General features: G+C 41.8%; 7 protein-coding genes and 3 tRNA genes. 3 read left to right on the top strand and 7 right to left on the bottom strand.

The window, feature by feature from the left end:
* Window positions 1–921: transposase (locus tag ABJV04_RS18610; protein ID WP_348493104.1), on the top strand; the 921-nt coding region annotated here is incomplete at its 5' end.
* A gap of 376 nt (window positions 922–1,297) precedes the next feature.
* Here the strand turns inward: ABJV04_RS18610 and yegD are convergent.
* From yegD to ABJV04_RS18585, 5 genes are all read right to left on the bottom strand, one after another.
* Window positions 1,298–2,779 (bottom strand): molecular chaperone, encoded by a 1,482-nt coding sequence (gene yegD / locus ABJV04_RS18605; protein WP_348493103.1) that lies wholly within the window; start codon window positions 2,777–2,779, stop codon window positions 1,298–1,300.
* 325 nt (window positions 2,780–3,104) lie between these two features.
* A tRNA-Ser gene (locus ABJV04_RS18600) sits at window positions 3,105–3,194 on the bottom strand.
* 208 nt (window positions 3,195–3,402) lie between these two features.
* Window positions 3,403–3,996 (bottom strand): beta-phosphoglucomutase family hydrolase, encoded by a 594-nt coding sequence (locus ABJV04_RS18595; protein ID WP_348493102.1) that lies wholly within the window; start codon window positions 3,994–3,996, stop codon window positions 3,403–3,405.
* A 678-nt stretch (window positions 3,997–4,674) separates the two neighbouring features.
* Complete coding sequence (gene nadA / locus ABJV04_RS18590) at window positions 4,675–5,733, bottom strand: quinolinate synthase NadA (RefSeq protein WP_348493101.1); 1,059 nt, start codon at window positions 5,731–5,733, stop codon at window positions 4,675–4,677.
* A 77-nt stretch (window positions 5,734–5,810) separates the two neighbouring features.
* Window positions 5,811–6,992 (bottom strand): acyltransferase family protein, encoded by a 1,182-nt coding sequence (locus ABJV04_RS18585; RefSeq protein ID WP_348493100.1) that lies wholly within the window; start codon window positions 6,990–6,992, stop codon window positions 5,811–5,813.
* A gap of 105 nt (window positions 6,993–7,097) precedes the next feature.
* Between ABJV04_RS18585 and ABJV04_RS18580 the strand changes: the two genes are divergently transcribed.
* Both ABJV04_RS18580 and ABJV04_RS18575 read left to right on the top strand, forming a co-directional pair.
* Window positions 7,098–8,006, top strand: a complete 909-nt coding sequence (locus ABJV04_RS18580; protein ID WP_348493099.1) for a LytTR family DNA-binding domain-containing protein — start codon at window positions 7,098–7,100, stop codon at window positions 8,004–8,006.
* 192 nt (window positions 8,007–8,198) lie between these two features.
* On the top strand, window positions 8,199–8,693 hold the full coding sequence (locus ABJV04_RS18575) for a hypothetical protein (protein WP_348493098.1): 495 nt from the start codon (window positions 8,199–8,201) through the stop codon (window positions 8,691–8,693).
* An 860-nt stretch (window positions 8,694–9,553) separates the two neighbouring features.
* Here the strand turns inward: ABJV04_RS18575 and ABJV04_RS18570 are convergent.
* Together ABJV04_RS18570 and ABJV04_RS18565 are read right to left on the bottom strand one after the other, a co-directional pair.
* Window positions 9,554–9,629 (bottom strand) — tRNA-Lys (locus ABJV04_RS18570).
* 96 nt (window positions 9,630–9,725) lie between these two features.
* A tRNA-Lys gene (locus ABJV04_RS18565) sits at window positions 9,726–9,801 on the bottom strand.
* Window positions 9,802–9,865: the final 64 nt, after the last annotated feature.

Here is a 9,865-nt window from a genome sequence, read left to right as displayed (position 1 = left end):
TCCGATACCCCTTATTATCATTGTGTATCTCGCTGTGTTCGGCGCGCTTATTTGTGTGGAGAAGATAAACTAACAGGGAAAAGCTATGAGCATCGTCGTCAGTGGGTAGAGGACAGGTTGCTATTTTTAACCACCGTATTTTCCATTGAAGTCTGTGCCTATGCGGTGATGAGTAATCACACCCATGTGGTGTTACATGTGAATTCAGACAAAGCTAAACACTGGACAGATAAAGATATTGCGCAGCGGTGGCATAAGCTTCACAAGGGCACCTTGCTCTTGCAAAGGTTCGCCTCAAAAGAAGCTCCAGAGTTCACCGACACTGAACAAATCACGTTATATTCAACCTTGTCAGTCTATCGAAGCCGATTAACCGATATTAGCTGGTTTATGCGAGAATTGAATGAGCCGATTGCTCGACAAGCGAACCAGGAAGACGACTGTACCGGTCACTTTTGGGAAGGACGATTCAAATCACAAGCACTGTTAGATGAACATGCCTTAGCAGCCTGTATGGTGTATGTGGATTTAAACCCTATACGAGCAAAAATGGCAACAACCCCAGAGTCTTCTAATCACACCAGTATTAAACGCCGTATTCATGATTTCAAAAAAGGGTTTCAACCATCTACATTGATGCCCTTTGTTGGCAACCCAAAAGAGCCACAACCGCAGGGGTTAACGTTGGATTTAATCGAATATATGAAATTGGTTGACCTATCTGGTCGCAGCCTTAATCCTGATAAACGAGGGGCGATTAATATAGGGGAATCACCCATTTTGCAGCGTTTAGGATTAGATGAACACACCTGGCAAGATATGTTTTTAACGTTTGAAACTAATTTTAGTGTGGCTGCTGGACAAACAGACACTCTAAAACGCTACAAGCGAAAACGGCGGCAAAAGAGTTCATTGGGCTAACCTCGTCCCTTTATTCACTTTTACATTTCAATTGTTTCTTTGCACAAGAGATATGCCTCCCCCTGCACTAAATTCACCTCTATGATGGTAATTCGAAACAAATAGATGATTACCAGATGTATTTAATAATAATAGAAGAGCACTAAAATCATTCATCAACCTCCGATTCAAATTATAGGCCCCAATGTCCACTAATTAAAAGATGCCTGTCTATGACTTCAAAAGGTGCCTGTCCACGATTTAAGATTCCGAAAATCTATGGGGTCAGAGCCGTTGATTTATCGCCCCCCGCAAAATCAGTGGGATCTGACCCCGCAGGTTTTCCGGGGGGTGATTCCAAGAATTCCTAGTATCTTATAAAATTACTATCCACATTTTAGTTCCCAAATATACGTTGGGCATGGGTAATTAGGCCTGATGTAACGCTACCAAAATGGTTACCAATGACAATCTCAGTATCGGGGAACATAGAACTTATCCATTGTTTAATGACGGGGGAAATTGCAGTACCGCCGGTTACAAAAATGGTGTCGGGTTTAGCGCCTGACTGCAGTAAAGACTCATTCACGATAGACTCAATTTGCTTTAATTCACCACTGATAGCGTCACCTAGTTGATCCCTACTAACTGAGATTTGTAAATTTGATTCAATATAATCGAGGTTAACCTCGGTCAAATTTTTGGTTGAAAGTGCTATTTTGGTTAATTCAGAACTCTTATTTAATTTGAGTCCTAGTTTGTCGTCACGCAACTTTTTTAATCGCTCGATTCTATTATCCAAAGACATATAACAATATCGTTGCAATTCCACACCGGTTCTATTTGAATTAAACTCACGCTGCGCAGCAACATCATTTACGCACACTGCCTGTCTGAATAATGTTGGAGGAATTGGCAGGTCATTAGTTAATATAATATCTTTACCAAAGTGCGGCATGATCCCCATTAGCGCTAGTTTGTTGTCAATATCAATGCCCCCTATCCGTTTTCCTGAGCAACCAAGAATATTGCTCTCTCGAATATCGCTGTTGATATAACTAGGCCCTAGTTTAACCACCGAACAGTCTGTTGTACCGCCACCTAAATCAATAATAAGCACCACCTTATCTTGACTTAACTGTCTTTCATAATCATAGGCTGCGGCAAGTGGCTCCATTAAAAATTCAATATCTTTAAAACCTACTTTTTTTGCCGCTGAGGTAAGAATGCTTAGGGCTTGACTATTTCCATCTTTTTCTTGTAAACCATGAAAATTAACGGGCCTGCCAATAACAACACTCTCCAGCTCAATACCCTTTATGTATTCAGATTCTTCTTTGATAAACGCCAGCATTTTCTCAATAACTGATGCAAATATGCCTTGCTGAGCTTTGGTGATTTTTGCACCTAAAAAAGATTTAGGAGACTTAATGTAAAAGCCATTTTCAGGATTAATAATGTGCGCTAATTCCGCTTCTCGACCAATAATAATATCGTCGCTCAACGCCAGCGCTTCCATTACGGTTTGCATACGTTGATTAGTTTTAGCATCTTCGCGATTTTCAGCTCTGATTACTTTGCGAAAAATATTGATAAGCTCTGCATCGGTGAAAACCCGCGCGTCTGTTTCACTTTTAGCTCTTTGAGTTTGTGCCGCTTTTTCTGCTTTCACACGAGCTAATAAATCTGTCTCTGAAACTTTTTCTGGCTTAATCACCCCATGCTCTAAAAATACACAAGAAGGTATTGTGGTTTCGCCATCTTCAAGGGGAATAAGAACAGGTTCATTTTGTTCTATTATACCAATGGAACAATTAGAGGTACCAAAATCTAACCCTGCGAACATTTTATTCTCTCTATCTTTACTGTTTAATTTCACTCGATACTCATTAAATTCAACCCCAAAATTAGCCAACTAATCACACTGAAGTAAAAAGCATTATTTTTGCTAATCGGGTCATTATTTGTTGCTGAAAAGTTGGATTTTATAAAAACGTAGGTTTGAGTATTGGCATAATCCCCCAGCGCCGATAGTGAGAAACGACCAAATGAATACGAAATCAGCGGAGTCTGACCCCGCAGGTTATGTGCCTGTCCAAAACTTTGATAACTTCGATCATCACTTCCCAGACTTTCCATCTTTACTAAACACCCAATAAACAAAAAAGGCCCCAGCGTAATTCGCTAGGGCCTTTCTTTTTATTTGGCGGAGAGAGAGGGATTCGAACCCTCGTTAGGTTTAACCCTAAACACACTTTCCAGGCGTGCGCCTTCAGCCACTCAGCCACCTCTCCAAATTCTTCACCGTTTTCGATATAAAATGTAAACATTAACATCGGCGTGCGCGTTATCCAAGTATTTTACTTGCCGTCACTTTCAGACGGGTGCGTATGTTAGGGAAATACGCGCCTGTAAGCAAGCAGAAAAAGCAATAAAATGCTGTTTGTCCCCTTATTTATCGCACTTCATAGGTTGAATATCTGTTTGTTGGTGAATACTTGTTCAACCTGCGGGGAGCTGAATTTTTCCATTGATCACCATGATGCAATCCATACCAGCATTATCTGCCGCTTGTTTGCCTATTTTAGTGTCTTCAAAAACCACACATTCTTGTGCACTGAGCCCCATATTCTTAGCCGCTGTCAGAAAAGTCTCGCCATGGGGTTTACCGTGGGTAACATCAGTTGAGGTAACCACGGTTTCTAATCTCTCTAACAATCCGGTTTCCGTTAACATGCGAATAGCATTGGTACGTTCAGAACCTGTACCTACCGCCATTTTTAGCTTGCCTTGATATTTTTTCATAACATCAAAGGTGTCGGTAATTAAGGTTAAGTTGTCATCTAAAGCAAGCCATGCATCACGTTTTTTCTTAGCGACACTATCTAGATCACAATTAAGGCCGTACTTTTCATTCAGTAATTTGGCAATTTCTCTTGTCGGTACACCACCAAGAGAATGTATATATTCTTTGTCGTATGGAATGCCAAAGCTTTCACAAGTTTGCTGCCAGGCTTTGGCGTGAGATCCCATGGAGTCGATGATGGTGCCATCCATATCAAAAACGATTCCTTTGTACTGACTTAAATCAAGCATGGCGTAATCCTATTTGGGTGAATGTAAATTGGTGATAGTAAATATTGAAAATGAAATTTAAATGAAAATACCAGCATGGCTGGCATTTAATATTGATATGCGGGGCTAAAGCACCCGACTACAGATCAAGTTTACCCGTAAAACAAACTCAACCTAGATTCTTGTTGCATGGCCTTTAGGCCATGAATACCGGGCATTAACTTCTAACGCCTCGGGGCTAAAGCCCCGACTACAGGTCAAGCTTACCTGCCAATCGAACTCAACTTAGATTCTTGTAGCATGGTCTTTAGGCCATGAATACCGGGCATTAACTTCTAATGCCTCGGGGCTAAAGCCCCGACTACAGGTCAAGCTTACTTATCAAACGAACCCAACCTAGATTCTTGTAGCATGGCCTTTAGGCCATGAATATCGGGCATTAACACCTAATGCTTCGGGGCTAAAGCACCCGACTACAGGTCAAGCTTACCCGTCAAACGAACTCAACCTAGATTCTTGTAGCATGGCCTTTAGGCCATGAATACCTGGCATTAACATCTAATGCTTCGGGGCTAAAGCACCCGACTACAGGTCAAACTTACTTGTCAAACGAACCCAACCTAGATTCTTGTAGCATGGCCTTTAGGCCATGAAAACTCGGGTAAACAACCCATTCGGGGCTAAAGCCCCGACTACAGTTTAGGCGTTGCCGGCAACTTTCATTTTTAATTCTGCGGCAAAATCGAGCATACGATTTAACGGTACTAGCGCTTTTTGTCGAAGATCTTCATCAACGAAGATTTCATGTCCGTTGTTGTCCATCAATGAATCGTAAACAGCTTTTAAACCATTCATAGCCATCCAAGGACAGTGGGCGCAGCTTTTACAGGTTGCGCCATTGCCAGCGGTTGGTGCCTCATAAAAAGTTTTGTTAGGTGCCAATTGCTGCATTTTATAGAAAATGCCTCTATCAGTAGCGACAATAAACTTTTCGTTATCTAATTTTTGCGAAGCATTGATCAATTGCGTGGTAGAACCCACGGCATCGGCCATATCCACCACACTTGCCGGAGACTCAGGGTGTACCAATATTGCAGCATCAGGGTGTAAATGCTTCATATCATTAAGGGCTTTGGCGGAAAACTCGTCATGGACGATGCACTCCCCTTGCCACATCAACATATCTGCGCCTGTTTGTTTGGCAATATAAGCACCTAAGTGACGATCCGGTCCCCACAGAATTTTTTCACCCATGGCATCCAAGTGTTCGACAATTTCCAATGCAATACTGGACGTCACTACCCAGTCAGCCCTTGCTTTTACCGCTGCAGAGGTATTTGCATAGACCACAACTGTGTGATCTGGGTGGGCGTCACAAAACGCACTAAATTCGTCAATTGGGCAACCTAGGTCCAACGAACACGTTGCGTCTAGTGTGGGCATTAACACGGTTTTTTGTGGGCTGAGAATTTTCGAGGTTTCCCCCATAAACTTCACACCCGCAACAATTAAGGTTTGCGCATCACTATCACGGCCATAGCGGGCCATTTCTAATGAATCTGAAATAAAGCCACCGGTCTCTTCTGCCAGAGCTTGGATCTCAGGATCGGTATAATAATGGGCAACAAGAACGGCGTTTCTTTCAACCAATAAACGTTTAATTTCGTTAGTGTAAAAAGCATTCTGTGTTGCATTTAATACTTCTGGTTTTGCCGGAAATGGGTAATCAATAGAATCTATGCGATTCACCTGCGTCATCATGGTCTCTTATAAACAGGGTTAAGATGTCCGCGTATTATACAATTATTACAAACGAATGAAAAACCCCGTATTTTTTATTCGCGGTATTTTTCTGTTTTATTTTGTTTTAGGCCAAATAACCATCTGGTGATCACTGTCCGTTTTACCAACTCATATCCAATTACGCACCCAAGTGTTGTGCCCAATAAGATAATAAGAAAATCGAAAAGCGTTGGCAGCATATAAGGTTTAATATACCAAGCGATAACCACAATAAGCGTCTGATGGAACATGTACCAAGGCAGCACTGCCCCGTTGGCATAGGTGATCACGTTGGCCGGACGATTTAAGTATTGGCCTGCATATCCCACTAAACTAAAAATCCAAGCCCAAAGATTAACAATAAAAATGGTGCCATAAATGCCACGAACTAAAAGGGAACTCTGATACTGCTCAGCCAACCAGGTAAAAGCACCATTTCTGTCTGCAACAATAAACCCATAACCCAAAATGGCTAAACATAGGAACCCACGGCGCTTGCTAACCACCTTATTCCACCAACCTATTTGTTGGGCGAAGATATAGCCAAATACAAAAATGAAGAAAGACTTAGCATGATTATACCAATCGTTGGTTAGATCATGGGTAGTTGGATAATCGAGGCGCAAGGTTAAATATATCAATAATAGCCCTGCCACTATGCTTATAAAGGCTACAGGGAATGGGATATTTTGAAAAAATCTGGCGCTGATAATTTTTGCTAACAAGGGTCGAAAAGCCAACACAATCAAACTGTAAATCCATAGATAAGGTAAAAACCAAAGATGATTCCAAGTAAGCAAACCAATAATTGACTGATGCTCTTTTAGTAATTCCGTATTAGGGTTGATGTAGGCTAACCAAAACGCTCCGAAACCTTCTTCTATGAGATTTTGCGAACGCGCTTCTACATACACTTGTGGCGCGACAATCACGAACATGCCAAATATTAACGGCACAAATAATCGATTCGTTCTAAGAGCCATTAGACGTTTAATGGAATAGCGTTTTTCGATCAATGACAATGCCATGGCGCTGATAAAAAATAACAACGACATCCGCCACGTGTTGGTTAAAATCATGACTTCTTGTAACCAACGAAAAGTATGTTCGCTTTTAATATGCCAGCCCCAATCCAAAACATAGTACATACCAATGTGGTAAAAAATCAGGATGAAAAAGGCTAAATTTCTGAGCCAATCAATGTCATATCGACGGCTGGCATAGGAATGTGTCATGCTTAAATCTCAAGGTTACCAAATAAATGAGTTGATTTAGCATCAGCCTCAAAACACAATAAAAACAGGGCGCAATGACCAACATAAAGGTGAAAGGGATAAGCGGTGGATATCAGGGATAAACAAAAAACAACGTGGTTTGAAAAATTCGATCAGCATAAGTACCTGTATAGCTATTTACTTATTTCAACCTACTTGTTGCTCAACAATAGTATTAATGCTTCCAGTGTTTGGATGGAACATACTCGCTCTAACGATGTGCAAATTCAAATGTGGGAACCTTATGTTTGGGAGTATTCTAGCGCCCTAAGTACGCTTATTTTATTGCCACTGATTTTCGCGTTGTTTCGCCGTATGCCATTGCGTTTCGCCAATCTAGGACGCCAGTTTTTAATCCACTTTGTAGTCACCATTATTTATTCAGCCGCCCATGTTGGGCTAATGGTGATGTTTCGCGAGTGGGTGTATATGTTGCAAGGGGGAAATTATAATTTCGCGCCTTGGTTAAGGGAGTTTTGGTATGAGTATCGCAAAGATGCCTGGGGATATGCATTTTGGTTCGTTTTATATCAGATAATCCAGTCCCTTTATGCACGACTTAAAGGTGAGGCAAGTTTAGTAAATAATGATAGCCAATCCGAGCCCAACGACAACGATCTGGCTTCTGATGCTTCGGCCTCGCCTACTGCGCCAGATTTCTTATTAGTTAAAAAATTAGATAAAGAATTTTTAGTCAAAGTGGATGAAATTGAATGGCTCGAATCGGCAGGAAACTATGTGAATTTGCACAAACAAGGACGAATTTACCCACTCCGAGGCACCTTAAATGACACTGTATCGCGAATTGCAGACAAAGGCTTTAGCCGCATTCATCGTAGTTTTGCTGTCAATTTAGCGGCCATTGACAACATCCGGTATCAACCCAGCGGTGACGGAAAAATAACCTTAAAAAATGGCAACACATTGAATTTTTCTAGACGATACAAAGATGCCCTAAAAGAAAAGCTAAGTTAAACCTGTAACCTTGATGAGTTTTACCAGTCAATAAGATAACTTAGCTGCAGCTTCGGCTGTTGTGTTTCGCGACCTAATGATTAACGGTATGTTTTTGACTAACACTAATATAAATTTGAAGATTAGCTAACTTAGCAACAGTTTAGTTGATGCTAATCAATGCCTTAAATTTTAAATTCGGAAGATGAGCCTATGCGTATTGTATTCTTAGTTACCATTTTACTTAGCCAAACGGTATTAGCGAACAGTATTAAAGATGATGAATATGCTGGGGTACACCTAGGCTCAACAGGTGATAGCGCCCTTGGGGTTTTAAAAAACTATCAATCAGGTGAAGACTTATACGAAGAACCCGAGTCTTGCTTTTATTTATCACCAAACGCCAATTTAGATGGCCCTCATATCATGGTAATGGATGGTGTGGTTGTGCGATTTGAGGTTGATGAGCAAGACTCAAAGATAAAAACTGAAAAAGGCATTGGCATAGATTCAACTAGAGCCGAGGTATTGGCAGCCTATGACAATGTAAAAGCCTCGGTGCACCCTTACCTTGGCGAAGAAGCAGAATATTTAGAAGTTAAACTAGCCAATGGCTATGGTCTTATTTTTGAAACCTACCAAGATAAGGTTACCAGCTTCAGACTAGGTAGTTATCCAGCCGTTTTATATATCGAGGGCTGTGCATAGTAACCTATGCATAAAAGTTCCCATTTATTGTTTTTTTTCGAAAGACATCAGCCTCAGCCCTTAATGGACCTAAACAGAGATCTGAGAGCCTTTCCTTGTTTATTGTAATGCTAGGCGATTTCGCAGTTAAGTCGCCAACAAAGCTCGTACAAGCGCACTCAACCCAATAATATTGCACCAATCACCCATCGCGGGGCTAAAGCACCCGCCTAAAGAGCCTGGGGAATCAAAATCAAACGAAAGCTTGTAGCATGGCCTTTAGGCCATGGAATTCAAATCTTCCACCAATCACCCATCGCGGGGCTAAAGCACCCGCCTACAGAATCTGGGGAATCAAAATCAAACGAAAGGTTGTAGCATGGCCTTTAGGCCGTGGAATTCAATCTTCCACCAATCACCCATCGCAGGGCTAAAGCACCCGCCTACAGAACGTGCGGAATCAAAATCAAACGAAAGGTTGTAGTATGGCCTTTAGGCCATGGAATTAAAACCTAACACCAATCACCCATCGCGGGGCTAAAGCACCCGCCTACAGAGCCTGGGGAGTCCAAATCAAATGAAAGGTTGTAGCATGGCCTTTTGGCCGTGGAATTCAAATCTTCCACCAATCCCCCATCGGGGGCTAAAGCCCACGCCTACAGAGCCAGGGCTCAAATCAAATGAAAAGTTGTAGCATGGCCTTCAGGCCATGGAATTCAAATCTAACACCAATCACCCATCCCGGGGCTAAAGCACCCGCCTACAAAACAATAAAAATTGTTCCCGACAATTTGTCGAACGGGCTGGTTCTCATCCTGCACGATTTGCATGATGTTTGGAATTTTGGTTTTAGGAATTTGTATTACTAGATTTGAATAAGATGGTGGGTCGTGCTGGATTCGAACCAGCGACCAATTGATTAAAAGTCAACTGCTCTACCAACTGAGCTAACGACCCATCTATTGAAGCTTCTTACTAATTCAGTAAATGTTGTACCGAATTATTTTTGACATCCTGTCCTCCCCGAGGGGATAGTTTAATCTAAACTGAAATTGGTGGGTCGTGCTGGATTCGAACCAGCGACCAATTGATTAAAAGTCAACTGCTCTACCAGCTGAGCTAACGACCCTCTTTCAGTCTTGTTGCTTACCTCCTGCAACGGCGGCATATAATACTCAAATATCTGGTGGGTG

The sequence above is a fragment of the Aliiglaciecola sp. genome, from assembly GCF_039982535.1.
Taxonomy (GTDB): domain Bacteria; phylum Pseudomonadota; class Gammaproteobacteria; order Enterobacterales; family Alteromonadaceae; genus Aliiglaciecola.
Note: the sequence above shows the minus strand (reverse complement) of the source record. Positions and strands in the feature narration are given on the sequence as shown.